Source organism: Nonomuraea sp. LPB2021202275-12-8 (assembly GCF_037044575.1).
Classification (GTDB): domain Bacteria; phylum Actinomycetota; class Actinomycetes; order Streptosporangiales; family Streptosporangiaceae; genus Nonomuraea.
Genome location: NZ_JBAHWD010000003.1, coordinates 132,491 through 157,514, shown reverse-complemented (window position 1 = coordinate 157,514; position 25,024 = coordinate 132,491). Strand labels below are relative to the sequence as shown.

Genomic DNA, 25,024 nt, shown 5'->3' with positions numbered 1-25,024 from the left:
GGTGCTCCGAGTGGTTCTGCCGTACGGCACACGCACGGAGAGCCTTCTGGTGAAGCTCACCGATCAAGGTGGCATGACGGGCTGGGGCGAGACTGTCAGCCCCGAGCCCAAGGCCTGGAGCAGGCTCGAGGAGTCGCTGGGAGCGCTGCTCATCGGCGTCGACTGGGAGCATCCCGACAGCGTGCCGAGCGGCGACTCCGCCGTCGACATGGCCTGCTGGGACCTGTGGACCAGGATGCGCGGGGTGCCGCTCGCCGACGCGATCGGCGGCACCCGCACGTCCCTGGTGGCCACGGTCCGACTCACCCCCGACGCCTCCATCGACAGCCTGGTGACGCGGGTCAACCAGCAGGTCTGCGCCGGCTACAACCATGTCACGCTCGACGTCCGCCCCGGCTGGGACGTCGAGCCGGTCCGCGCTGTCCGCGCCGCCTACCCGGCGCTCACCCTCGCCGTCGACTGCGCGGGCGCCTACACCGACAGCGGCCAGCTCGTCGCGCTCGACTCCTACGGCCTCCAGGTCATCGAGCGGCCGTTCCCGGTGGCCGACGTCTACGCCCACGCCGCCCTCCAGGACCAGGTCACCGCCTCGGTGGCGGTCGAGGTCCGCGCCACGGCCGACCTCGACGACTATCTGACGCTGCGGGCGGCCAAGGTCCTGCTGCTGCGCCCCACGGCCTTCCTGTCGCTCAGCGAGGCCCGCCGCGCCCACGACCGCGCCGCGGCGGCGGGCTGGGACATCCAGTGCGCGGGCGGCCAGGGCGCCGGGCTGGCCAGGGCGGCCACGGTCGCGATAGGCAGCCTTCCCGGTTGCACCCTGCCGTGCGACGTCACCCAGCCGCCGCGGAACAACCAGATCGTCACCCCCATCGTCGGGGCCAACGCGGGCGTGATCGCGGTCCCCTTCACCCAGCCGGGCCTGGGGCACACGGTGGACGAGACCCGGGTGCGCAGGCTGGCCAAGGACTACTTCAGCGCGTGACCGGCCACGTGACGCGTAAGTGATCATTCCCCCTTACCTTTGAGCCGATGGCGCGAGCTGAGCAAGTGAACGCTCGGGCGGGGATCGGGCCGGTGGAAGACGGCGCGGCAGCGGTGACGCTCGCCGTCGCGGAAGTCCTCGATCTCTTCGGCGGCCAGTCCGCCGGTGGCGAAGGCGGCGACCTCCGACGGCGTGAGCGGCCACGGCGTCACGAGGCCAGGGCGGCGTCCAGGAGTAAGGCGCCCGCGCCGTGCAGCGCGGCGTCGCGGCCCGCTCGGGCCGGGGCGATCTCCAGGTCGCGGGTCGCCAGCGGCAGGCAGCGCTCGTAGACCGTGGCGCGGATGGACGTGATGAGGGGCTCGGCGGCCGACAGGCTGCCGCCGATCGCCACCACGTCCGGATTGAAGAAGTTGACCAGGGCTGTGAGCACCTCGCCGATGCGGCGGCCCGCGGCGCGCACCAGGCTGGTGGCCTCCGGGACGGCGTCGCTGACCAGGCCGACGATGTCCGCCGTGCGGGTGACGTCGATGCCGGCCTCGGCGAGCGCCGCGGCCAGGGCGGCGCCGCTGGCGTGCACCTCCAGGCAGTCGGTGTGGCCGCAGGCGCAGACCACGGCCGTGTCGGAGCGGACGCGCACGTGGCTGATGTCGCCCGCCGCGCCGCGCCCCCTGTGCAGGCGGCCGTTGACGATCACGCCGCACCCGATGCCGGTGCCGGCCTTGAGCACCATCAGGTTCTCGCTGCCCGGCCAGGAGCGGGCCTCGCCGACGGCCATCAGGTTGGCGTCGTTCTCCACCAGGATCGGCAGGTCGTAGCGGGTGGCCAGGTGGCCGGCGACGGGGAAGTCGTTCCAGCCCGGCATGCGCGAGGGGGTGACGACCTTGCTCGTCGCCGGGTCCACCGGGCCGGGGATGCCGGTGCCGACGCCGCGCAGCGGCACCGTGGGCGGTACGTGCTCGGCGAGCAGCTCGTCGAAGGCGGTCATCAGCCAGTCGAGCGTGACCTGCGGCCCCTTGGCGATCTCGCACGGCCGCTCCGCCACGACCAGCGGCACGCCGCTCAGGTCGAGCAGGGCGAGCCTGGCGTGGTGGGCGCCGAGGTCGGCGACGGCCAGCACCCCTGCGGTGGGCGACAGGCGCAGCCGCCGCGGCCGCCTGCCGCCGCGCGAGGCTCCGGAGCCCTCCTCGGCGAGCAGGCCCGCCTCGATCAGTTCCTCGACGCGCAGCGAGACGCTGGAGGCGGCCAGTCCCGATAACCGGGCCAGGTCCGCGCGTGACGCGGCGTCGCCGGTGGCGACGAGCTTCAGCAGGTCGCCCTGTGCCCCGTACACGGGCAGCCGCTGGTCCATGTCCAGATGAATATCATGAGCGGCTTTAGTTCGACAACGGCTTGACTTGCTCCGAAAAAAGCCACTACGGTCCGCTTTGTCTTCGATATCGAACGAAGATAGGCCGAAGGAAGTGGTTGGACATGAAGAGGATGGTCGCTGCCCTCGCCGTGGCCGTATTAGGACTCACGGCCTGCGGTGAGACGAGCAGTTCCGCCGTACCGGGGGAGTCGAAGAGCGCTGACCTGTTGGCCGAGGCGCCCATCGCCGCGGCGGCCGACATCCTGCCCGGCTCCACCATGGAGAAGATCAAGCAGCGTGGCGAGCTCATCGTCGGCGGTTCGCTCGACGCGCCCCTGCTCTCCCAGCAGAACCCCGCCACCGGCGAGGTCGAGGGATTCGACGCCGACATGGGCAAGGCGCTGGCCAAGTACATCATCGGCGAGCCCAAGGTGAAGATCGTCAACTCGGCTTCGGAGACCCGCGAGGCGCTGCTCGCCAACGGCACCGTGGACGTCGTCTTCCAGACGTACACGATCACGCCGGAGCGGGCCGAGCAGGTCGCGTTCGCCGGGCCGTACTACACCTCAGGGCTGACCATCGCGGTGAAGAAGGGCACCACCGGCATCACCAAGCCGGAGGACCTGAACGGCAAGAAGGTGCTCGCGGGGGCCAACACCCCGGCCATCCCCGCGATCAAGAAGCTCGCCCCACAGGCCGAGATCATCACCTTCGGCAGCGACCCGGAGTGCATGCAGGCGCTGAAGCAGGACCGCGGTGTCGCCTACGTGCAGGACGAGACCCTGCTCGTGGCCAACGCCCAGAAGGATCCGTCGATCGAGATCGTCACCAAGCCCTTCACGGCCGACCCGTACGGGATCGGGCTCAAGCACGGTGACGAGCAGTTCAAGACGTTCGTCAACGCCTGGCTGAAGAAGACCCAGGACGCCGGCGTCTGGCAGCGGATCTGGAAGTACTCCATCGGCACCGTCGTCACCGGCGACGCGCCCGCGCCGCCCCAGATCGGCTCCGTGCCGGGCTCCTGATGTCCGCACTCCTCGATCACCTGCCGGAGCTCTGGCAGGGCCTGATCGTGACGTTGCAGCTCACCGCCGCGTCCTTCGCGGGCGCGGCGGTGCTCGGCGTCCTCGTCACCGCCCTGCGGGTGAGCCCGGTACGGGTGCTGCGCGCGCTCGGCACGGCCTACGTGGAGACGTTCCAGAACCTGCCGCTCCTGGTGCTGCTCGTGCTCGCCGTCTTCGGCCTGCCGGAGATCGGCATCAAGGCGGACCTGCTGGTGACCGCCATCGTCGTCATCGCCGTCTATCAGGCCGCCTACCTGGCCGAGGCGCTGCGCTCCGGGGTGAACTCGGTGGCCAAGGGGCAGGGCGAGGCGGCCCGGGCCATCGGGCTGACGTTCTCCCAGTCGCTGCGGCACGTCATCCTGCCCCAGGCGCTGCGCACGGTCGTGCAGCCGATCGGCAACATCTTCATCGCGCTGGCCATGAACACCTCGCTGGCCGCCGCGGTGGGCATCGTCGACCTCACCGCCAGCGCCAACCGGGTGAACCTGGTCGAGGCCCAGCCCATTCCGATCTTCGTCGGCGCGGGCCTGGCGTACGCGCTGATCGCCGCCTGCGCCGGTTTCGTCACCGGGCGGCTCGAACGCAAGCTGGTGATCCTCAGATGAGCACCGTCCTGTTCGACGAGCCCGGCCCGAGGGCGCGGCGCCGCATCCGCGTCGCGACCGTCCTCGGCACGCTCGCCGCCGTCGCCCTGGCCGCCCTGGCCATCCGGCAGTTCGCCGCCAACGGCCAGCTCGACTACGAGCGCTGGCAGCCGTACGCCACCTGGCCGATGTGGCGCTACCTGCTGGGCGGGCTGTGGTCCACCGCCCTGGCCGCCGTCGTCTCCGCCGCCCTCGCCATGGCCTTCGGGCTGGTGCTCGCGCTCGGCCGGCTGTCGGAGCGCCGCTGGGTGCGCCGGCCCGCCGCCGCCTACGTCGAGGTGGTCAGGACCATCCCGGCACTGCTGCTGGTGTACGTGGTCCTGTTCGGGCTGCCGCGTTACGGGCTGGACCTGCCGCTGTTCTGGAAGCTGGTGGTGCCCCTGGCGGTGTCGAACGCGGCGGCGTTCGCCGAGATCTTCCGCGCCGGCATCCTGTCGGTCGAACGCGGCCAGACCGAGGCGGGCCTGGCCGTCGGCCTCACCCGGGGGCAGACGATGCGCCTGGTCGTGCTGCCGCAGGCGGCCCGCCGCGTGCTGCCGTCGATCGTGAGCCAGTCGGTCGGCCTGCTCAAGGACACCTCGCTCGGCTACGTCGTCAGCTACGCCGAGCTGCTCTACAGCGGCAAGGTGCTGGCCTCGTACAACGGGCTGCTCATCCAGACGTACGTGGTCGTCGCGCTGATCTATCTCGTGGTCAACCTGTCGCTGTCCAAGCTCGCCCGCACGCTGGAAGCCCGCCGGCGGCTCGCCGTACCGAAGAGGAGATTCGCCCGTGCCTGAATTCGCCGTCCTCGCCGAGGTCGTACGCTCCGGTTTCACCGAGAGCGTCCACTACGGCAGCGCGGTCGGGCTGGACCCGTCCGGCCGGGCCGAGGTGGCGCTCGGCCCGGTGGACGCGCCGGTGCTGCCGCGCTCGTCGGCCAAGCCCTTCCAGGCTCTCGCCTGCCTCACCACGGGCGCCGCCCTGGCCGGGCCGCGCCTGGCGATCGCCGCGGGCAGCCACACCGGCGAGGACTTCCACGTGCGGCTGACCGGCGAACTGCTGGCCGACTACGGGCTGGACTTCGGCGCGCTGCGCTGCCCGCAGGCCTGGCCGGAGGACGAGGCGACCCGCCACGAGCTGATCAGGCGCGGCCAGGAGCCCACCCGCGAGCGGATGAACTGCTCCGGCAAGCATGCCGCGATGCTGGCCGCCAGCGTCGCGAACGACTGGGACACCGCCTCCTACCTGGCCCCCGGCCACCCGTTGCAGCTGGCGGTGCGCGCGGCCACCGAGGAGCTGGCGGGGGAGAAGGCCGCGCACGTCGCGGTGGACGGCTGCGGCGCGCCGCTGTTCGGGCTGTCGCTGACGGGCCTCGCGCGGGCCGTGCAGGGGCTGGTCCTCGCCGCGCCGGGCAGCGCCCCGCGCCAGGTCGCCGACGCGATGCGCGCGCACCCGGAGTACGTGGGCGGCACCGGCCACGACAACACCGAGCTCATGCGGGCCCTGCCCGGCGCCGTGGTGAAGGGCGGCGCGGAGGGCGTGCTGGTCGTGGCGCTCGGCTCCGGGCACTCCGTCGCCGTCAAGGTCATCGACGGCAGCCCGCGCGCCACCACCGTGATCGCCCTCGACGTGCTGCGCCGGATGGGCTGCGACGTGTCGCCGGCCGCCGCGTTCGAGAGCGCTGCCGTGCTCGGCGGCGGGGTGCCCGTCGGGCGGATCGTCACACCTTCCCGCACCCGTCCGTGAGGCCCTTGGCGGGGTCCTGACCGGTCTCGGTGGTCTTGCCCTGGTCCTTCTTCTTCGGGCTCTTCGTGGGGGAGGGGGTCGCCGAGGCGGCGACCGGCCGGGCGCTGGTGGACTCGCGAATGGCCTTCTGGGTGAGATTGCGGATCTTGTCCCAGTCCGGGTTCCAGGTGGTGATCAGCGGCGGGACGAACTGGATGCTCGTCACCTCCGCGTCCTGCACCTTCAGCGCCAGCGGGACGAGGTTCGTCAGCATCGCGCGCGGGATGTCGGTCTGGATCAGCTCCTTGGTGGCGCCCGCCACCTTGGTGAACCGGGCCAGCACCGTGGCCGGGTCCGCCTGGTCGAGCAGCGCGCCGATCACACAGCGCTGGCGGCGCATCCTGGTGTAGTCGTCGCTGTTGGTGCGGGATCGGGCGTACCACATCGCGTCCGCGCCCTTCAGCTTGCGCGTGCCCGCCTTGACCAGGCCCTCGTTGTACCGGCCGAACACCACGTCCCGCTCCACGGTGAGCGTGACACCGCCGATCGCGTCGATCAGCCTGGCGAATCCCCACATGTTGACCAGGGCGTACCAGTCGACGTCGAGGCCGAGCGTGTAGCCGATGGTGTCCATCAGCACCTTGGGGCCCTGGTTGCGCTTGCCGCCGAAGATCTCCGGGTGCGCGTCGGAGTACTCCCAGACGCTGTTGAGCAGGTCGCTGCGGCCGCCGCCCGGGTCGGTGGGCAGCCGGAAGCCGTCGGGGAAGCGCTCGGCCATCGGCGTGCCCGGCCTGAACCGCACCTCCTCCAGGTTGCGCGGCAGGCTGATCAGCACGGTGTTGCCGGTCCTCACGTCGACGCTGGCCACGTTCATGCTGTCGGTGCGGACGCCGGGCCGGTGATCGTCGGCGTCGCCGCCCAGCAGCAGGATGTTGACCCGCTCGCGGCCCGCCCACGGATCGCGCGGCCGTTCGGGCGGCTTCTCGCCCTGCGCCTGCGGCTCCGGCGGCTCCTCGCGGAAGATGCCGTTGAGCGTCTGCCGCGCCGTCCAGCCGTACTGCGTGGCCACCGCGAACGGCGCGAGGACCGCGACGGCGAGCAGTCCGGCGAGCGTGCCGGTGACGATCTGCTCCGCCTGGCGCAGCGCGCCCGGCCGCAGCACCACGAAGGAGTGCACCATCAGGGCGAACCACGCGACGCCCAGCAGGGCGGAGCCGATGGTGATCGTCATCAGCCAGGTGTCGTCGACCACCGATCCGGCCAGTGAGCCGACCAGGTTGTCGGTCGCCAGCGCCACGGCCAGCAGGCCGAGCAGCACGGCCGCGTAGCAGCCGATCAGCACCAGCCCGGTCTTGCGCCAGCCCGCACGCAGATGAGCCGCTCCCGGCGCCAGTGCCGACAGCACCAGCCAGCCGAGCAGCCTTACGGCACCCACGCGTTGCCTCCCCTGGACCGCCCTCTTGGCCACGCCATCCCCGTTTCCCCGGCACCGTAGGCCGAATCGAGGCGGCAGCCTACTGTCAAAATACGAAATATAGGTTTATAGATGAGTGAACATCCGCGACCGAATAAGGTTCGGTTCATGGCGTTCACTGAGATCGAGTACGACGTGGCGGACCGCATCGCCACCGTCACATTGAAGCGGCCCGAACGGCTCAACGCCTTCACCTTTACGATGCGCGGAGAGTTGATCGACGCCTTCGACCTCGCCGACGCCGACGACGAGGTGCGGGCCGTCGTGGTGACCGGCGCGGGCCGCGCCTTCTGCGCCGGCGCAGACCTCAGCGGGGGCGGCGGCACCTTCGGGAAGTCCGAAGCCCCGAAGGTCGACGGCCATCCGCGGGACGGCGGCGGCACGGTCGCGCTACGCATCGCCGCCTCGCTCAAGCCCGTCATCGCCGCGATCAACGGCCCCGCCGTGGGCGTCGGCGTCACCATGACCCTGCCGATGGACGTGCGACTCGCCGCCGACACCGCCAGGTTCGGCTTCGTCTTCGCCCGACGCGGCATCGTCCCCGAGGCCGCGTCCAGCTGGTTCCTGCCCAGGATCGTCGGCATCGCCCAGGCCATGGAGTGGGCCGCCACCGGCAGGGTCTTCGCCGCCGAGGAGGCGCTCCAGGGCCGGCTGGTCTCGCGGGTCTACCCGCAGGACGAGCTGCTGCCCGCCGCCTACGCGCTCGCCCGCGAGATCGCCGCCAACACCTCCGCCGTCTCCGTCGCCGCCGTCCGCCGGCTCATGTGGTCGGGACTGTCGGCGGCCTCCCCCTGGGAGGCGCACGCGGCGGACTCCCGGCTCATGGCCGAGCTCGGCGCCTCCCCCGACGCGGTCGAGGGCGTGACCTCGTTCCTGGAGAAGCGGCAGGCCCACTTCCCGATGAAGGTCAGCCAGGACCTGCCCCCCGGGCTGCCGTCCTGGCCGGAAGATCCTTATCGTGTCTAGCATGTACGAGACCACCGTCCTCACCATGCCGCCCGACTTCGAGGGCGACGTCGTCGCGACGCTGCTTTCCAGGCGCGCCGGATCCCGCAGGGCGGTGCTCTACCTGCACGGCTTCACCGACTACTTCTTCCAGGACCACCTGGCCGACCACTACGTCGACGGCGGGGTCGACTTCTACGCCCTGGACCTGCGCAAGTACGGTCGGTCACTGCTGCCGCACCAGACCGCAGGCCTGGTGCGAAGTGTGACGGAGTACTTCCCGGAAATCGACGAGGCAGTCCGGATCATCAGGCAGGACCACGACGAGTTGACGATCAACGCCCACTCCACCGGCGGCCTCATCGCGCCCCTGTGGGCCGACCGGGTCCGCGGCCGCGGCCTGGTGCAGGGCCTCGTGCTCAACAGCCCGTTCTTCGACCTGAACGTGTCCTTCCCGCTCCGGCTGGCCGCCGACCTGCTCAAGACCCCGCTCTCCTACACCAGCCGGCCGCTGCCCGTCGGCGTCAGCACCACCTACGGCCAGAGCCTGCACCGCGACCACCACGGCGAATGGGACTACGACCTGGAGCTCAAGCCGCTCGGCGGGTTCTTCGTGCACTCCATGTGGCTGGCCGCCATCCGCCGGGCGCAGCGGCGCCTGCACGCCGGGCTGTCCGTGGACGTGCCCGTGCTCATCCTGTCCTCGGCCGCCGGCCTGCGGGTGCGCGACTTCGTGCCCGAGGCGCAGTCGGCCGACATCGTGCTCGACCCCCGGCAGATCGCCCGCTGGGCCACCTCGGTCGGCCCGCACGTCACCTGCGTGCGCATCACCGGCGGCATCCACGACCTGGTGCTGTCATCGGAGCCGGTGCGCAAGCAGGTGTTCGCCGAGATCGACAGATGGACGGCGGCCTACATCGGGGCCGTCCGCAGGGGGCCGGCGCACGTGGCGGACGGCGTCCGCCCCCACGGCTACCAGGGGAAGGAGAACAACCCGTAGTAGGCCGCGGCCACGAGCAGCAGCCCAGTGCCGCCGAGCACGCCCGCGATCGCCACATGCTGCCACCGGCTCGGCCGCATCCCCTCGCGCAGCCCCGACACCACCGCGGCCACGGCCGTGACCTCCTGGACGAGCATCAGCACGGCCAGCACCCGCACCACCAGCCAGCCGGCCAGCACCGCCGGCCACGCCCCCGCCTGGTTGATCGAGAACAGCACCAGCAGCATGATGAACGCCACCACCGACAGCAGCAGCCCGACGCCGGTCCACACCATCTTGTGCAGCCTGCGCCTGATCGGCGGCCACAGCCTGGCGTTCACCTCCGGCGCGTGGCGACGGCCGCGCAGCCGCACCACCATCGCGGCGACCGGCCCGGCCACGTAACCGACGGCCGCCAGGCAGATCGTCAGCCCCAGCATCGTGCCGCCCGCGTACCACGGCGCGGCCGGCACGTCGCTGGCCTCGAACCGCTGCACCGGAGTCGCGCCCGCCACGTGCACCGGAGGACTGGCCGTGGTCGGCAGGCCGATGATCCAGTTGGTCAGCGTCTCCAGGTAGCCGGCGGTGAAATCGCCGCCGTTGATCCGCATCGCGTGGTCGCCCCGGTCCATGAAGCGGATCGTGTAGCGGTCGTTGCCCGCCTCCTTCATCCCCTTCGTGAGCGCGTGGGTGGACTCCACGAACGGGATCGACGGATCGGTCGTGCCGTAGAACGCCAGGACCGGCTGCTTCACGCGGCTCAGCGCCGGTTGCGCGTCGTACCGGAGGAAGTCGAAGCCGATCCCGCCCATCGCCCTGATCAGCAGGTCGCGGGCGCCGGCGGGGGCGCGCAGCCGTAGCAACTGCTCGTTCAGCGCCCAGGCCACCTGCCTCAGAGGGGAGACGTTCGGCGAGGACACCAGCACCACGAAACCGACGCTGGCGCTCTTGGCGGCGGCGATCGGCACCACCCAGCCGCCCTCGCTGACCCCCCAGATGCCGACGCGCAGCGGATCGACGTCGGGACGGGAGCGCAGATACTCCACCATCCGCAGCGCGTCGTCGGCCAGCAGCCCGAAATCCCGGTCGCGGAAGTTGTAGCCGACCGTCCGCTTGTCGAACGCGACCGTCACCACACCCGCTCTGGCCAGGAACTCCGCCTGCGGCGTGAACTCGGTCCGCGACCCGTTGCCCGAGCCCGACACGAACACCATCGCCGGATAGCGCCCAGGGGTCATCGGCGAACGCACCGTCCCCTCGAGCGTCTGCGCCTCCGCCCGGATCGAGATCGTCTCCTCGCGGAGAGGTGCCAGGGCCACCACCGGGCGCAACTCCGTACGGGGCTGCGGCGGCAGTGCCTGTAAAGCCACATCGGCCTTGAGCGGTGGAGGGTCGAACGCGGGTGGTAACACATACCCGACAGACGCAAGAGCCACCAGTAACAGACCGGCGGCAACGCTCAAGATGCCACGGCCAGTCCGCATCGGCCTCCCCATGTGCGTTGGTTTGCCCGCCGATCTTTCAGCCTACTCCCGGACCGTGTGGCGTAAGTGACCGCGTTTGTCGTTGGGACCTGTTAGCTTCCTGCGAATGCGGATCCTGCACACCTCGGACTGGCACTTGGGACGGTCGTTCCACCGCGAGAGCCTGCTCGACGGTCAGGCGGCGTTCGTCGACCACCTGGTCGAGACGGTGCGCGCCGAGCGGGTCGACGTGGTCGCCGTCGCCGGCGACGTGTACGACCGCGCGCTGCCGCCGGTCGACGCGGTCTCGCTCTGCAACGAGGCGCTCGGCCGCCTCCAGAGCGCCGGGGCCCGCACCATCATGATCAGCGGCAACCACGACTCGGCGCGCAGGCTGGGATTCGGCGCCTCCCTGTTCGAGGCGGCCGGCGTGCACCTGCGCACCGACCCGGCCCTCGCCTGGGAGCCGGTCGTCGTCGACGACGTCGCCTTCTACGGCATCCCCTACCTTGAGCCGGAGCTGGTCCGCCGCCCGTGGGACCTGCCCGACCGCAGCCACAGCGCCGCGCTCTCCCACGCCATGGAGCGCATCCGGGCCGACGCCGGGCGCCACCCCCGCTCGGTCGTCCTGGCCCATGCCTTCGTCACCGGCGGCCAGGCCAGCGACAGCGAGCGCGACATCAGCGTCGGCGGGGTGGCGCACGTGCCGCTGTCGGCCTTCGACGGCGTCGACTACGTCGCGCTCGGCCACCTGCACGGCCGCCAGCGCATGTCCGAGACGGTCCGCTACTCCGGCTCGCCGATCGCCTACTCCTTCTCAGAGGTCAACCAGGTGAAGGGCTCCTGGCTGGTCACCCTCGGCGCGGGCGTGGAGTTCGTGCCCGCCCCGGTGCCCCGCCCCGTCGGGCGGCTGCGCGGCCACCTGGAGGACCTGCTGAGCTCACCTCGCCACGCCGGCCTCGAAGACCACTGGCTCCAGGTCGTGCTCACCGACCCGGTCCGACCCCGATCCGCCATGGACCGGCTGCGCGCCCGCTTCCCCCACACCCTCGCGCTGTCCTTCGAGCCCGAGGGCGGCCAGGCCGCTCCCGAGCCGGTGCGCCTCAGCGGGCGGCCCGAGGCGGAGGTCGCGCTGGATTTCGTCCGGGAGGTCCGCGGCGAGCCTGCCGCGTCTGAGGAGGAAGAGCTGCTAAGACAGGCCATCGAGGCATCCCGGGTGAAGGAGACGATGGCGTAGATGCGGCCGCACCGGCTCTCGCTGACGGCGTTCGGCTCCTTTCCGGGATCGGAGACGGTCGACTTCGACTCCCTGGCGGAGTCGGGTCTCTTCCTCGTCCACGGGCCGACCGGCGCCGGCAAGACCACCGTCCTCGACGCCCTCTGCTTCGCCCTCTACGGTCAGGTCCCCGGCCAGCGCAACAGCGCCCGCAGCCTGCGCTGCGACCACGCCCCGCCCGCCGCAGGGCCCTCCGTCACGCTGGAGGTGACGATCCGCGGCCGGTTACTGCGCATCCAGCGCTCCCCGGCCTGGCAGCGGCCCAAGCTCCGCGGCACCGGCCACACCGAGGAGAAGGCCAAGGTCATCGTCGAGGAGTGGCAGGGATCGGCCTGGCAGGGCCTGACCACCCGAGCCGACGAGGCCGGCGACCTGGTGAGCGGGCTGCTCGGGATGAACGCCGACCAGTTCTGCCAGGTGGCCATGCTGCCGCAAGGGGACTTCGCCCGGTTCCTGCGCGCCGACGGAGCCGACCGGCGCAAGCTGCTGGAGCGGCTGTTCACCGTCAAGATCTTCACCCAGGCGGAGTCCTGGCTCGCCGAGCACCGCAAGCAGGCCTGGCGGGAGCAGCAGGAGCTGCGCCAGCAGGTGGACTACGCGATCCGGCGACTGGAGGAGGCCGCCGGAGACGACCTCCTCGCGTCAGGCGTCGCCGCGGGTGTGCGGGAGGTCTCAGCCGGAGCGGCGGAGAGCCCGGTCGGCGGGCAGGAGGTCTCACCCGGAGCACCGGAGGGGGCGGCCGGCGACGTGTCCGCGACGGCCGATCGCCCGGCGGCCGAGGAGCCGACGCCGGAGGACGATCCCGTGCGGTGGGCGGGAGCGCTGCTGGACGCGGCCCGGTCCGTCGTCGCCCGCACGGCGGAGTGGCACGCGCAGGCGGAGCAGGCCTGGCGGTCGGCGGGTGTCCGGTTCGAGCAGGCGTCCGCGCTGGCCGACCGGCAGCGCCGCCACGCCGAGGCGCTCACGCTGCGCCGCACCCTGGACGAGCGCGCCGAGGAGCGCGCCGAGCTCCAGGCCGTGCTCGACGACGCCGGCCGCGCGGACCGCGTACTCCCGCTCATCGCGGCGGCCAGGCAACGCGCCGAGGCGTCCGCCAAGGCCCGCACCATGGCCGCCGACGCCCTCGCCCGTGCCCGCCCCCTCCTCACCTCCGAGGCCGCCGCACCTGGCGGGCTGCCCCGTGCGGCGGAGGGACACGACCGTGCCCGTCCCGACGGCCGCCGCTCGGGCGCGTTCCAGACGCCGGTCGCCGGGTGGGTCGTGCCCGAAGGGCTGGCCGCCCTGGAGCGGCGGCGGCAGACGGAGATCGCCCGCCTGGCCGAGCTGCTCACCGAGGAAGCCAGGCTGCTCGTGGTCCGGCGCGACCTGCGCAGAGTGGAAGAGGAGCTCGCGTCGCTGGCCCGGGAGGACGAGGCCGTGGGAGACCGGCTGGCCGTGCTGCCCGGCCTCATCGAGGAGGCCGGACGCGAGCTCGGCCAGGCTCGCCTCGACGCGGCCCGGATCCCGGCGGCGCAGGCCGTACGCGATGCCGCCGCGGACCTGATCGGCATCGACCGCGAGCTGACACGGCTGGCGGCCGAGCTCGACGGACTGGCTCAGCGCGAGGCCGAGGTGGCCGCCGCCGAGGCCGAGCTGCCCGCACGGGTCGCCGACGCGACCGCCCGGCTGGCCGAGGTACGGTCCGAGGCCGCGAACATCCCGGCCGCCGCCGCGAGGCTCGACGCCGCCAGGGCGGTGCTCGACGCGGCCCGCAGACGAGACGCGCTGGCGGCCGAGCTGGAGTCGGCCACGGCGACGCATCAGGCGCTGGTGGATCGCGCGCAGGGGCTGCGGGAGCGGTGGCTCGACCTCCGCCAGGCCCGCATCGACGGCATGGCAGCCGAGCTGGCCCGCGATCTGGCCGACGGCCGGCCGTGCGCCGTCTGCGGCTCCGCCCACCACCCCCATCCCGCCTCCCCGGCGCCCAGCGCCCCTTCGGCCGACGACGAACACGACGCCGAACGCGGCCACGAGTCCGCGCTGGCCGACCGCGAGGCCGCCGAACGCACCCTGGCCACCCTGGAGTCCCGCCTCGCCGACGCGACCGAGGCCACCGGCGGCATCGACGCGCACACCGCCGAGGCCGGCGTCGACCAGGCCGAGCGGGAGCTGGCCGGATTCCAGGCCGTCGCCGCCCGAGAGCCCGCGCTGGCCGCCGAGCTGGAACGCGTCGAGGCCGAGCGCGACCGCGCCCGGGACCGCGCCCGCGAGCTCGGCGAGGCGCTGGCCGCACACCGCACCCACAGCACCCACCTGCGAGCCGAACGAGCCCGCCTCGTCTCCCGCCTCGCCCACGCGGGCGCTCCCGGCCGAGAAGCGGCCTTCCAGGACGACGGCACCTCTGGACAGGGCAGCTTCGGCGTCGCGGCGCACACCCCCGCGGTGGCGGAGATGTCGCCCGAAAACGCGCCCGCCCTGCTCGCCGCCGCCGAGCGGGAAGTCGGCAGGCTCAAGGCGTCCGCCGCCAGGGAGCCGGTTCTCGCCGAGGAGGAGGCCAGACTGCGGCGGGAGCACGAGTCAGCCCAGGAGCAGGCGCGCCGGGTGACCGCGAGGCTGGCCGCGGGCCGCACCCGCCAGGAGGAGTTGAGCGGCGACGCCACCCGGCTCGGGGCGCGGCTCGACGAGGCGCGCGGGGACGACGCGACGATCACGGCGCGGCTGTCCAGGCTCACCGACGAGGCGGAGCTGCTGGGGGAGGCGCTGGAGGCGACGCAGGCGGCGGTCGCCGCCGAGGGGGAGCGGGGCAAGGCGGCGGAGGCGGCCGAGGCGGCGGCGTGGGAGGCCGGGTTCACCGACGTGGCGGACGTGGAGGCTGCCGCGAGGAGCGCCGCCGAGCGTGAGAGCAAGGCGGAGGCGCTGCGCAGACTCGACGCCCAGCACGCGGCGGTCACCAGCACCCTCGCCGACCCCGAGTTGGTCGCGGCCGTCGCCGAGCCGGCGCCCGATCTGGAGGCCCTCGGCGCGGCTCGCGACGAGGCCGAGCGCGCTTACACGGGGCTGGCGTCCGCGCTGGACCGGGCCACGGGCAGGCAGGCGAGGCTGGGAGAGCTGCGCGGCGAGCTGGTGACGTGCATCGACCGGTGGCGGCCGGCCGCCGAGCGGCACCGGCTCGCTGAACGCATGGCGGCCCTGGCCAGCGGCACGTCCAACGACAACCAGTGGAGCATGAGCCTGTCGTCGTATGTGCTGGGGGAGCGGCTCAGGCAGGTGGTCGACGCGGCCAACGAGCGGCTCGACCACATGTCCGGGGGCCGCTACCTGCTCAGGCACGACCTGGCCAAGACGGCGGGGTCCAGGGCGCGCTCAGGTGGCGGGCTCGGGTTGCGGGTGTACGACGGATGGACCGGGGTGGAGCGGGATCCGGCGACGCTGTCAGGCGGGGAGAGCTTCATCACCTCGCTGGCGCTGGCCCTCGGCCTGGCCGACGTCGTCACGGCGGAGGCGGGCGGGGCGGAGATCGGCACGCTCTTCGTCGACGAAGGGTTCGGGACGCTGGACGAGGACACGCTCGACGGCGTGCTCGACATCCTCGACGGGCTGCGCGACGGCGGCCGCACGGTGGGGATCGTCAGCCACGTCGCCGAGCTGCGCACCCGCATCCCCGCCCAGCTCAAGGTCACCAAGGCGCGCACCGGCTCGACCCTGTCGGTGGTCGCAGGTTAGAGCTGCTACGAGCGGAGTCATGCACAAAGTGCCAGGTGGTAGCGTTTCCGTACCACTGCACAAGATGTGAATCCCGCAATGTGAGACGTACATGACGCAATCCCCTCAGTCCGCATCCCATCGGGGCGCATCCCCACAGAGCTCTCCCCAGAGCTCTCCTCAGGCCGAGGCGCCGAGCCGGACCCGGATCGCGGCCGCCAGCCTCATCGGCACGGCCATCGAGTTCTACGACTTCTACATCTACGGCACGGCCGCCGCGCTGGTGCTCAACACCGCGTTCTTCCCCGAGCTGGACCCGCTGGCCGGCAGTCTGGCGGCGTTCTCGACGTTCGCCGTGGCGTTCATCTCGCGGCCGCTCGGCTCGGCGGTGTTCGGCCACTGGGGGGACCGGATCGGGCGCAAGTCCATGCTGGTCGTCTCGCTGCTCGTGATGGGCCTGTCCACGGTCGCGATCGGGCTGCTGCCCGGCCACGCGGCGATCGGCGTCGCGGCACCCGTGCTGCTGGTGGCGCTGCGCTTCACGCAGGGCATCGGGCTCGGCGGCGAGTGGGGCGGAGCGGCGCTGCTGGCCACCGAGCACGCGCCGCCCGGCAGGCGCGGCCTCTACGCCATGTTCCCGCAGCTCGGCCCGTCGGTCGGGTTCATCGTGGCCAACGGCCTGTTCCTGGTCCTCGGCGAGACGCTCAGCGACGAGCAGTTCATGAGCTGGGGCTGGCGGCTGCCGTTCGTGGCGAGCCTGCTGCTGGTCGTCATCGGCCTGTACGTACGGCTGAAGATCTCCGAGACGCCGGTCTTCCGGGCGGCCATGGACCAGCGCCGGATCGCCAGGGTGCCGTTCGCCGGCCTCATCCGTCATCAGTGGCGGCGGGTGCTGCTCGGCGCGGGCGCCATGACGATCGCCTACACCCTGTTCTACACCGCCACCACCTACTGCCTCGCGTACGGGACCACCACGCTGGACGTCCCGAGGACCACCATGCTCGCGCTGACGATGATCGGCGTGCTGTTCATGGCGGCGGGCACGGTGGCGTCCTCGATGGTGTCGGACCGGCTCGGCCGGCGGCGCACGCTCATCGCCGGGACGGTGGTGGCGATCGCGTGGGGCCTGGTGATGTTCCCGCTGATGGAGACCGGGTCGGTGGTTCTGATCGGGGTGGCCCTGGCAGGCGCCCTCGGCCTCATGGGCCTGGTCTTCGGGCCGATGGGCGCCTTCCTGCCGGAGCTGTTCAGGACCGAGTTCCGCTACAGCGGCGCCTCGCTCGCCTACAGCCTCGGCGGCGTGCTGGGCGGCGCGGTGCCGCCGCTGGTCGCCACCAGCATGCAGGCCGGCGGCCTCGGCGTGATGTCCGTCGGGATCTACGTCTCCGCGATGGCCGTGCTCAGCCTGCTCTGCCTGCTCGCCCTTCCGGAGACGGGCGGCGAGACCCTCTGACTCAGCCGGTCTCGTAACCGGGGAAGAGCAGGGACAGCTCGCGCGGGTAGGTCGCGATCAGGCGCAGCTCGTCGTCGGTGAGCGGCCTGCCCGTCATCGCGTTGCAGAGCTGTGCCAGCCGGAACGCCAGGTCCTCCTCCCGCACCTCGACACCGAGTCCGTCCATGACGTGCCGGAACCCGGCCTTTCCGCCGTACTCGCCGGTCAGCACGACCCGCCCGGCGCGCGCGTGCCAGTCCTCGGGGAACGGCCCGAGCGTCGCCTCGTCGTACAGCTCGTAGTTGCCGTGGTCCTTCAGCGCGCCGTCGGCGTGGATGCCGCTCTCGTGCGCGAACGCGTTGCGCCCCACCCCCACCTGGTTGTACGGCAGCGGCTGCCCGAGGGCGTAGGCCGCCCACAGCGCGAACCTCCTGGCCCACGACAGGTCGAGCGCGTCGCCGATCTTCGCCTCCAGGCCGAACCCGTGCTCGAAGGCGAGGATCGTGGACAGCAGGTCGGCGTTGCCCGAGCGCTCTCCGATGCCGTTGACGCAGGTGTTGATCCACGCGTCCTGCCCGGCGTCGAGGTCGCCGAGCGCGCCGGAGACCGAGTTGGCCACGGCCATGCCGAGGTCGTTGTGGCAGTGCGTCTCGATCGGCAGCGCTACCGCGGAGGCCAGCTTGGCGAACCGCTCACGGATCCGGTCAGGCGTGTCGCCGCCGATGGTGTCGCAGTAGCGCACCCGGTCCGCGCCCGCCTCCTTGGCCGCCAGCGCGAACTCCAGCAGGAACCCGTCGTCGGTACGCGAGCCGTCCTCGGCGTTGACGCCCACCGTCTCGGCCCCCGCGGCCTTGGCGGCCCTGACGGCGGCCGTCATCTCCCTGATGATCGCGCTCCGGTCGAGGCGGCCCCGGAACTTGTTCTGGATCATGTAGTCCGAGGTGGAGATGGACAGGTTGTAGTGCCGCAGCTTGAGCGGCGCGGCCTTCTCCACGTCCTCCGCCACGCCCCGGCACCACCCGGACAGCCGCAGCCCGCCGAACGCCCCCGCATCGGCCAGCGCGACCTGCGCCTTCACATAGGGCACCTCGTGGAACAGGAAGGGGAAGCCGATCTCGGACTGCGCCACGCCGAGCTTGGCCAGATAGAAGTTGACCATGGTCTTGCCGAACTTCGACAGGCCGGTGCGCGCGGTCTGCACGCCGTCCCGGTTGGTCACGTCGAGGAAGTGAACTTGAGGCATACGGCCACGTTGACACGGACCTTCAATGTGTATCAATATTGATTTTAATCAATATGGAGGCGCATATGGAGTGGATCGACGCGGCCACCGCGGCTGAGCGGCTCGGGGTCAAACCCGCCACCCTCTACGCGTACGTGAGCCGGGGCGTCCTCAAGCGCCGCCACGACGACACCGGGCGGCGCAGCCTGTTCGACGCCGCCGAGATCGAGCAACTCGCCAGACGCGGCCGCCCCCGCGGCCAGCCGCCGGAGCTGGTGATCGAGTCCGGCATCACGGCCCTCGGCCTCGACCGCCCCTACTACCGCGGCCACGACGCCCTGACCCTGGCCCGCGCGACCTGCTTCGAGGCCACCGCCGAGTGGCTGTGGACCGGCGACCCGGCACTCCTGCCAGCACCGGGCGGGACCCGCGCCTGGGACGGAGGAGGGGCCCGGGGGCGTGACGCGGTAGGCGGCCGGTCGCGGGGAGACGGGGTGGAAGCCGTGAGTCCTGGCGAGGTTGGCGCCGTCTCACCTCCTGGTGCTTCTGGTGCTGCCGGTGCTCCCGGCCCTCCCGGTGCTCCCGGCCCTTCCGGATCTCCTGGATCTCCCGGACCTTCCGGTGCGACCGGTGCGACCGGTGTTCTCGGTGCTGGGAGCGAAGCCGGTGGAGCCGTGGGAGCTCGCGATGGTGGGGTGCGGCCGTGGGACTGCGATCCCGAGGCGGTGCGGGCGGCGGTCGCCGCGCAGCGCGATCTGCCCGAGGGGATCCTGCCGCTCGACAGGCTCCAGGTGATCACCACAGTGCTCGGCGCGTCCGATTCCCTCCGCTATCACCTCGCCCCGGAGGCCGTCGCCGCCACTGGTCGCCGCCTCATCGCCGGCCTGGTCGAAGCCCTGCCTCCGCTGCAGGAGCCCCAGGGCGCCTCGATCGCCGAGCGCCTCTGGTCGCGCGTGTGCCCGCACCCCGCCACGCCCGCCCTGATCCGCACCTTCGAAGTCGCCCTGGTGCTGCTCGCCGATCACGAGCTGGCCGCCTCCACGCTGGCCGCCAGGGTGGCCGCCTCCGCCAAGGCCGACCCGTACGCCGTGGTGCTCACCGGCCTCGGCGTGCTCGGCGGTCCGCTGCACGGCGGCGCCTCCTACGCCGCCGAACGCCTGCTCGCCGAGGTCACCGGCCCGGACCAGGCGCCCCGCGTGATCGCCGGCTGGATCCGCCGCGGCGAGCGCATCCCCGGCTTCGGCCACAGCGTCTACAAGAACGGCGACGCCCGCGGGCGGCTTCTGCTCGACCTGCTGGCCCAGGCGGCTCCCGGCCACGACAGGCTCGCCGTCGCCCAGGCGGTGCTGGACGAGGTGCGCAGGCGCCGCCTGCCCGAGCGGAACATCGACTTCGCCCTCGCCGCCCTCGTCGCGGTCACCGGCATGGTGAGCGGTGCGGGCGAGGCCGTCTTCGCGATCGCCAGAACCGCAGGCTGGCTGGCCCACGCCATGGAGGAGTACGCCAGGGGCTCCCTGCTGCGGCTGCGCGCCAGCTACGTGGGCCCGCCGATCAGGTAGCGGTTCACCGCGCGGCGGATCTGACGGTGGCCGGCGGAGAATCGCCGTCAACGGCCGCCTGGGCGCCGTCAAAGCCCTGACCGAACCGGTACGCCTCGCGTCCGGCCCCTTCTATCTGGGCCGCGCCACCTAGTCGCCCCCGTGGACTTCTGGCCGGGCGCCGTCACCGACGTGGCGGTCTGGGACCGGGCACTGTCGAACGAGGAGGTGGAAGCCACGTCCGCCGCCGAGTGAGACAAGAGGGCGGCACGCCACACGCCGGCGATCTCTCCGACGAGTGGTCGACACCGATCCGGCCGGTCGACCGAGACATCCTCCCCGGCCCCCCACAGTCACCCCTCAGCGGTCACCCCTTCAGCCGTCCTGTCCACGTACGCCGCCAGGGCGCGCACCCGGTCGGCGTGCTGGTCGTGGCCGACGATCACCGGTGGCTCGTTGTACGGCATCGCGTCGGAGGAGCGCCGGAGCTTGATGTACTGGCCGCAGGCGTCGATCGCGTACGGCTCCATGTCGTCCTGCAGCGCGCCGATGACCGTGATGCCGTACGTCTCCCCGATCCGCCTGAAGAGCGCCACCGCCTCCCGCCTGTGCTCCTTGCCCAGGTTGCGGCCCAGCTCGTCCAGCACCAGGCACAGGTGACCGCCGCCGGAGGAGGCGATGGCCGCGGCGCACACCAGCTTGACCGCCTTTTCGTCCATGAGCGCGGTGTTGGCCCGGCGATTGTACGGGACATAGCCCTGCCCCTCGCCGCGCCGCCACTTCGGCGTCACCCGCCACTGCCAGCGCTGCTCCGGGTCGGCAGGCGCGGGCGGCACCGGGAACTCCAGCGTCGCGCCGTAGCCGCCGTAGGAGCTGTCGAGCTTCTCGAACTCCTCGGCCACCCGGGTGAGCCGCGCCCTGATCGCGGCCGTCAGCGCCGCCCGGTGCACGGCAGTCGACTGCGCCGCCTCCTCGGCGCCCTTGTCGGCCGCCGCGAGGTCACGCTGCCTGGACACCACCTGCGCCTCGATCTGCCGCCGCTGGTGCTTCTCGTACTCCTCCTGCCCCCGCAGGTAGGACGCCAGCGACCCGCACACCGCCGCGAACGTCGCCTGCTCGCGCGCGGTGCTGCCGGCACGTTCTCGCAGCAGGAACCGCAGCTCCTCGGGAACCTCGTCCTCCTCCTGCGGGAACGTGTCGCGCAACGCCTCGTCGAGGTGGCGCTCGGCGGCCCGCCACCACTCGTCCGCGGTCCGCGCCCGCTCGTCCTCCGGCAGCGCCCGCACCCACTCGCCGGCCGTCTCCACGGTGCCGCCCCACTCGGCGGCCAGCGCGTCCAGCCTCAGCGCCTCCCGCTCGCCGCCGACCTTCGCCTCCTGCTCGCGAGCCTGGGCACGCTCGGTCTCGTGCCGCTGCCGGCGCCCCTCCAGGCGTTCGATCTCCATGTCTCTGGTGCGGGCCCGGAAGTCGAGCGCGCCCGCCTGCCGCTCGGCCTCAGCCACCCGCGGGACCAGCTCTTCCAGCGCCGCCGTCAGCTCGCCCAGCCTGGCCCGCCGCTCGCCCAGCCGCCGCTCGAGCTCCTCGAGCCGCACCCCGGCCCTGGCCCCTTCGAGCCGGTGCTGCGCCTGCGCGACCGCTTCCTCCCCGTCGCGTACGGCCTGCGCGGCGGTCTCCTGGATGTCCATGGCGCGGTTGAGCCGCTGCTCCGCCGCTTTGATCCGTGCCTCGCGCCCGGTGGCCACCCCGTCGAACGCACCCACCACGCTTACCCCGGCAGCGCTCACCAGCACCGACCCGGGCAACCCGATCAGCGCGGCGGCGGCCGCATCGAGCTGGGCCGCGTCCACGATCACGGCGTGCTCGCCCGGCCACCCGCGCAACTCGTCCAGCCCGAGATCGCCACCCTGTCCCGCGCCGGCCCTTCCGGCAGGCCCCGAGGAGCCGCCCTTCCCGTGGGCGTGGTCGCGGGCCTGCTCGGCGACGTCGAGCGCGTCGAGCAGGCCCGTCCCGTCCACGCCCGCCGCGGCCAGGGCGTTGAGCTGGGCGGCGGCCGGACCTCCTTCGGCGTCGTCCAGCGCCCCCTGGGCGGAGGCCACCTCCCGGTCGGCGACGCCGAGCGCCTTCAGCGCCTCGTTGAGCCGGAGCCCGACCTCCTTCAGCTCACGCTCGGCCGCGGGCACGTCACGACCGTCGGCGAACCTGCGGGTCTCCTCCAGTGCGGGGATCATCCCGCGCAGCTCGTCGGCGGAGTTCTCCGCCACAGCGCGGTCGGCGTCGAGCTTGGCGGCCCGCGCCTGGAGGGTGGCGAGCTCCCTGCGCGCCTCGGTGACGCGCCGGTCGAGCGTGTCGTCCTTGAGCGTGGCGATCTCCGCCTTCACCATCGCGATCGCCTCGGCCGCCGCCTCGCCCGCGGCCCCGTGCCGCGCCGACTCGGCGGCGAGCGCCTGATCCCTGCCCGCCGCGTCGGCCAGCCTCCTGGCCTGCCTGCCGCGCCAGGACCGCAACGCCTCGGCCAACCGCACCCGCGCCTGATCGCGCCGGTCGAACGTGGCCAGCAGCGCCTTCGACTCCGCCTCGAACTCACCCAGCCGGTCACCCGCCTGCGCGGCACGCACCCGCTTGGCGTGCTCGTCCCGCCGGGCCTCCCGCTCCTGCTCCAACTCGGCGTCGAGCCCGGTCAGCGCCGCGATCGCCTCGAAGACCCGCTCGGGGGAGATCTCGTTGAGCGGCTGGGAGAGCAGGTTCGTGGCGACCTTGCTGCGAACACTCGTCGACAGGAAGGAGACGCAACGGACCCGATCCCCGTACAGGACCTTGGTGAGGTCCCGCGCCACCACGTCGCGCCGCCCGGCGGACCTGGGCAGCGAAGCCCACAGCTCGTCGGCCCGCGCCACCCTCTCCGCCTCGGAAGCCGCGGCGGCCAGGTGCACCCCGTCACGCCAGCGGATCTCCAGATGCGGCGCCTCCTGGTTGACGCGCAACCAGACGGTGACGGCCCCTCCGGAGTCGGCGGGCACCTCGAACAGCTCACCGTCGTCGCCCGCCACCGCGTCGACGGACGGAGTGCCTGAGAAGTCCTCCATGTCCGCCGGAGCGAACACGCCCACGATGTACCCGTGATCCGCGCTCGCCCACTGCCGCGCCCCGGCGCCGCTGGCCAGCTCGGCGTTGAACAGCAGCTCCGACACCGCCTTGGCGCCCGAGGCGAACCGCCACTGCTCATCACCCAGCAGCGCCGTGATCGAGGCGATGAACGACGACTTGCCCGCGCCGTTGGAGTCCTTGGGCCCGGCGCCCGCCACCACGATCAGCGTGCCGGGAACCGTCGGCACCGGATGGGTGGACAGCCGCGAGATGTTGACCGCCTGCACAGCGATCAGCACGCGATCCCCCACGACGTTCTCCACCTGCGACACCTCGAACCCCCGTAACCCTTCCGTCCGTCCTGACGTCCCCACGCCCATCGCGGGGTACGTGCTCTTCCACCGCGTGCTCTTTCACCACGGGCTCTTCCACCGCGTGCTCTTCCACCGGCTCAGCCTCACCGCGCCGACCTGCGGGCTCGCACGGCCGCCGCCAGCGGCGTGTCCGGACCGGCGGCCAGGATGAGCTCCTCCTGCAGTCGCCGCCGCGCCGCCGGGGTGAGCCGGTGAAACTGCGGACCGGGCACGTAGCCGCCCGCCTCCTCGCCGGCCTTCAGCTGCGTCAGCAACCCCCCGTGCCGCAGCACCCGCAACGCCGACTCCAGCTCGCCGATCGGCAACTGGGTGTGGCGACGCAACTCGTCCGCGGGCGTGGGGTGCGGCGAGAGCCACGAATCCTCCGGCAACAGGCCCTCGGCACGCGGGATCGCCACCGAGTGCACCAGCACCAGCGTCAGCACGGCCCGCTCACTCTCACCCAATCCCGGCCCCGGGCCGGACGCGGTCACGGGTCGCGAGGCTGATCCTGCCGGTGGGGCGGTGAAAGCGGCATCCTGGGGGGCCGGCTCCCCTTCCGTCTCGGGTGAGGCCGTCTCGGGTGAGGCCGGTCCTGCGGGTGCGAGGGTGGAGTTCGTGGCCTGCGAGGGGAGCCCGGTCGTCGAGGCGGGAGCAGGCGCGGCTGGTGCGGCAGAGGCGGCGGCCTCGTCGTCGTAGCCTGAGGTCCAGCGTTCGCGATGCTGGATCAGCGTGCGCCCGCGACGGGCGAGCATGTCGACGAGCGTGCGGCGCAGCGCCGGGTCGCGCAGTGCGGCGAAACGCGCCTCCTGCACGGGCTCGGCGGCGTGCTCCACCACCATGAACGCCGCCACCAGCTCAGCGCGCCGCCGCTCGTCGTAGACGCTGAGGAGGTCGTCGAACTCCACCGCCCCGGACTCCACCCGCCCGCCGACCACCGACCACGACTCGTCCTGGCCTTCACCCTGGGGCCCAGGGACGTCCTGGCCGCCGAGCAGGGGCCCGAAATCACCATGCCCCACGGCCCCGGCCGTGTCGGCGTCGGGCACCCCGGGCTCACGCCCGCCCTCCTGGCTCCCCGCGGAATGGTCCGGCCGGGATCCCGCGGGGGCGGCGATCCGGGACGCTGCGACGAGGTCGGCGTCGGGCACCACGGTCAGCGGTCGGTGCTCCGGCTCGGGGATGCGCCGGACCAGGTCCTTCAGCATCGAGTGTGACTCCACCGGCCACAGGGCGCAGCGCGGCCCCAGGGACACGATGCCGTCGGCCATGACGATCCAGGCCGAGTCGTGCAGGCGGCGCAGCGCGCCGATGGCCCAGTTGCGCATCAGGTCGTCGGTGCGGCCGATCAGCGCGCGGTAGGTGTCGAGCACCAGCTCCATCGGCGCCGGGTCGCCCGGCCACGGATCGGTGGAGTGGTCGGTCCAGCAGCATCTGAGCGCCGCCGCCAGGACCCTGCGGGTCTCGCCCGACCGCTCCACCGGCATGGGCGCCACCTGGTGCTCCTCCAGGAGTGACGGCGTCACGCCATCGGGCCACACGGGCAGCGCCTGGCCGGTGTAGTCAGGGCGCGAGAGCCGTAGCATCCCGGCGGGCGCGGGAACCGCGGCGGCCAGCTGGAGCGGACCGCCCGAGCGGGCCCGCACGTGGGCGACCGCGTCAGCCGCCGGCCCGGCGCCGCCGCCGGGACGACGACGCGCGGTGCCCGGCACGGAACCCGGCACGGAACCCGGCACGGAACCCGGCACGGTGCCCGGCGAGGAACCTGGCGCGGCGCCCTGGGGTCGCCGATCAGCGGGGGCGCCCGTGTCGCTCGGGGAGGGCCGGTCGGC

18 protein-coding genes are annotated in these 25,024 nt (G+C 72.7%); 11 read left to right on the top strand and 7 right to left on the bottom strand.

The window, feature by feature from the left end:
* Window position 1: 1 nt before the first annotated feature.
* A complete protein-coding gene (locus V5E28_RS07000) occupies window positions 2-982 on the top strand; it encodes an enolase C-terminal domain-like protein (protein ID WP_336205565.1) in 981 nt (326 codons plus the stop codon).
* Window positions 983-1,005: 23 nt separating this feature from the next.
* Here V5E28_RS07000 and V5E28_RS06995 read toward each other — a convergent pair whose 3' ends face one another.
* Both V5E28_RS06995 and V5E28_RS06990 read right to left on the bottom strand, forming a co-directional pair.
* On the bottom strand, window positions 1,006-1,194 hold the full coding sequence (locus V5E28_RS06995) for a hypothetical protein (protein ID WP_336205564.1): 189 nt from the start codon (window positions 1,192-1,194) through the stop codon (window positions 1,006-1,008).
* Window positions 1,191-2,330 carry an ROK family transcriptional regulator gene (locus V5E28_RS06990; protein WP_336205563.1) on the bottom strand — a complete coding sequence of 380 codons (1,140 nt, stop codon included), beginning with the start codon at window positions 2,328-2,330 and terminating at the stop codon, window positions 1,191-1,193. The genes V5E28_RS06995 and V5E28_RS06990 overlap by 4 nt, the downstream gene beginning before the upstream one ends.
* Window positions 2,331-2,452: 122 nt before the next feature.
* On the opposite strand from V5E28_RS06990, the gene V5E28_RS06985 reads away from it, so the two are divergent.
* The 4 genes from V5E28_RS06985 to V5E28_RS06970 are packed head-to-tail and all read left to right on the top strand — an operon-like array spanning window position 2,453 to window position 5,766.
* Window positions 2,453-3,355 (top strand): glutamate ABC transporter substrate-binding protein, encoded by a 903-nt coding sequence (locus V5E28_RS06985; RefSeq protein WP_336205562.1) that lies wholly within the window; start codon window positions 2,453-2,455, stop codon window positions 3,353-3,355.
* The gene (locus tag V5E28_RS06980) at window positions 3,355-3,999 is read left to right on the top strand and encodes an amino acid ABC transporter permease (protein ID WP_336205561.1); all 645 of its coding nucleotides are present in this window, start codon (window positions 3,355-3,357) and stop codon (window positions 3,997-3,999) included. The genes V5E28_RS06985 and V5E28_RS06980 overlap by 1 nt, the downstream gene beginning before the upstream one ends.
* Window positions 3,996-4,817, top strand: coding sequence for an amino acid ABC transporter permease (locus V5E28_RS06975; RefSeq protein WP_336205560.1), 822 nt, complete (start codon window positions 3,996-3,998; stop codon window positions 4,815-4,817). Before V5E28_RS06980 ends, V5E28_RS06975 begins: the two co-directional genes overlap by 4 nt.
* Window positions 4,810-5,766, top strand: a complete 957-nt coding sequence (locus V5E28_RS06970) for an asparaginase (protein WP_336205559.1) — start codon at window positions 4,810-4,812, stop codon at window positions 5,764-5,766. The genes V5E28_RS06975 and V5E28_RS06970 overlap by 8 nt, the downstream gene beginning before the upstream one ends.
* On the opposite strand, the gene V5E28_RS06965 is transcribed toward V5E28_RS06970, so the two are convergent.
* On the bottom strand, window positions 5,741-7,180 hold the full coding sequence (locus tag V5E28_RS06965; RefSeq protein ID WP_336205558.1) for an LCP family protein: 1,440 nt from the start codon (window positions 7,178-7,180) through the stop codon (window positions 5,741-5,743). The two genes, V5E28_RS06970 and V5E28_RS06965, sit on opposite strands and share 26 nt — an antisense overlap.
* Window positions 7,181-7,327: 147 nt before the next feature.
* On the opposite strand from V5E28_RS06965, the gene V5E28_RS06960 reads away from it, so the two are divergent.
* Both V5E28_RS06960 and V5E28_RS06955 read left to right on the top strand, forming a co-directional pair.
* Window positions 7,328-8,185, top strand: a complete 858-nt coding sequence (locus tag V5E28_RS06960; protein ID WP_336205557.1) for a crotonase/enoyl-CoA hydratase family protein — start codon at window positions 7,328-7,330, stop codon at window positions 8,183-8,185.
* A 1-nt stretch (window position 8,186) separates the two neighbouring features.
* Window positions 8,187-9,164, top strand: coding sequence for an alpha/beta hydrolase (locus tag V5E28_RS06955; protein ID WP_336205556.1), 978 nt, complete (start codon window positions 8,187-8,189; stop codon window positions 9,162-9,164).
* Here the strand turns inward: V5E28_RS06955 and V5E28_RS06950 are convergent.
* On the bottom strand, window positions 9,137-10,513 hold the full coding sequence (locus V5E28_RS06950; protein ID WP_336205555.1) for an alpha/beta hydrolase family protein: 1,377 nt from the start codon (window positions 10,511-10,513) through the stop codon (window positions 9,137-9,139). The two genes, V5E28_RS06955 and V5E28_RS06950, sit on opposite strands and share 28 nt — an antisense overlap.
* 220 nt (window positions 10,514-10,733) lie before the next feature.
* Here V5E28_RS06950 and V5E28_RS06945 point away from each other — a divergent pair, with 220 nt between their 5' ends.
* The 3 genes from V5E28_RS06945 to V5E28_RS06935 all read left to right on the top strand — a co-directional run bounded on the left by V5E28_RS06945 (window position 10,734) and on the right by V5E28_RS06935 (window position 17,016).
* A complete protein-coding gene (locus V5E28_RS06945; RefSeq protein ID WP_336205554.1) occupies window positions 10,734-11,843 on the top strand; it encodes an exonuclease SbcCD subunit D in 1,110 nt (369 codons plus the stop codon).
* The gene (locus V5E28_RS06940; RefSeq protein ID WP_336205553.1) at window positions 11,844-15,584 is read left to right on the top strand and encodes an SMC family ATPase; all 3,741 of its coding nucleotides are present in this window, start codon (window positions 11,844-11,846) and stop codon (window positions 15,582-15,584) included. It begins immediately after the preceding gene.
* Window positions 15,585-15,675: 91 nt separating this feature from the next.
* Window positions 15,676-17,016 (top strand): MFS transporter, encoded by a 1,341-nt coding sequence (locus tag V5E28_RS06935; protein WP_336205552.1) that lies wholly within the window; start codon window positions 15,676-15,678, stop codon window positions 17,014-17,016.
* A 1-nt stretch (window position 17,017) separates the two neighbouring features.
* Here V5E28_RS06935 and V5E28_RS06930 read toward each other — a convergent pair whose 3' ends face one another.
* Window positions 17,018-18,238, bottom strand: a complete 1,221-nt coding sequence (locus V5E28_RS06930) for a LeuA family protein (protein WP_336205551.1) — start codon at window positions 18,236-18,238, stop codon at window positions 17,018-17,020.
* A gap of 65 nt (window positions 18,239-18,303) precedes the next feature.
* Here V5E28_RS06930 and V5E28_RS06925 point away from each other — a divergent pair, with 65 nt between their 5' ends.
* Window positions 18,304-19,776, top strand: a complete 1,473-nt coding sequence (locus V5E28_RS06925; RefSeq protein ID WP_336205550.1) for a citrate synthase — start codon at window positions 18,304-18,306, stop codon at window positions 19,774-19,776.
* A 332-nt stretch (window positions 19,777-20,108) separates the two neighbouring features.
* Here the strand turns inward: V5E28_RS06925 and V5E28_RS06920 are convergent, their stop codons facing one another.
* Window positions 20,109-23,162: a chromosome partitioning protein ParA gene (locus V5E28_RS06920; protein WP_336205549.1), complete on the bottom strand. Its 3,054-nt coding sequence runs from the start codon at window positions 23,160-23,162 to the stop codon at window positions 20,109-20,111.
* Between the two features lie 134 nt (window positions 23,163-23,296).
* Window positions 23,297-24,928: a hypothetical protein gene (locus V5E28_RS06915; RefSeq protein WP_336205548.1), complete on the bottom strand. Its 1,632-nt coding sequence runs from the start codon at window positions 24,926-24,928 to the stop codon at window positions 23,297-23,299.
* Between the last annotated feature and the right edge of the window lie 96 nt (window positions 24,929-25,024).